The organism is Bacillus cereus group sp. BfR-BA-01408 (assembly GCF_022663305.1).
GTDB classification, from domain to species: domain Bacteria; phylum Bacillota; class Bacilli; order Bacillales; family Bacillaceae_G; genus Bacillus_A; species Bacillus_A pacificus.
Window position 1 is genome coordinate 1 of sequence record NZ_JAKUFF010000381.1, and the last position, 204, is coordinate 204.

Here is a 204-nt window from a genome sequence, read left to right on the forward strand (position 1 = left end):
GTACCGTTTGCAATAAACCAAGAATAAGATTCATCTGCTGTGCCGAAGCGCCCCATAATATGGCTACCTGCAAAATGAGCTGTTGATGTATGATTACCTTCCGCATGAGAATAGGAGCCACCTGCTGTCGTTTCACTTCCTTCACTATGGGAACTATGTCCAGTTGCTTTCGTTTTTGATCCTTCTGCATGAGAGAAAGAACCT

1 pseudogene is annotated in these 204 nt (G+C 44.1%); it reads right to left on the reverse strand.

The annotated features are described in order from the left end of the window. Positions 1-204: pseudogene (locus MR083_RS27750) on the reverse strand (peptidase G2 autoproteolytic cleavage domain-containing protein); the annotation flags it as partial.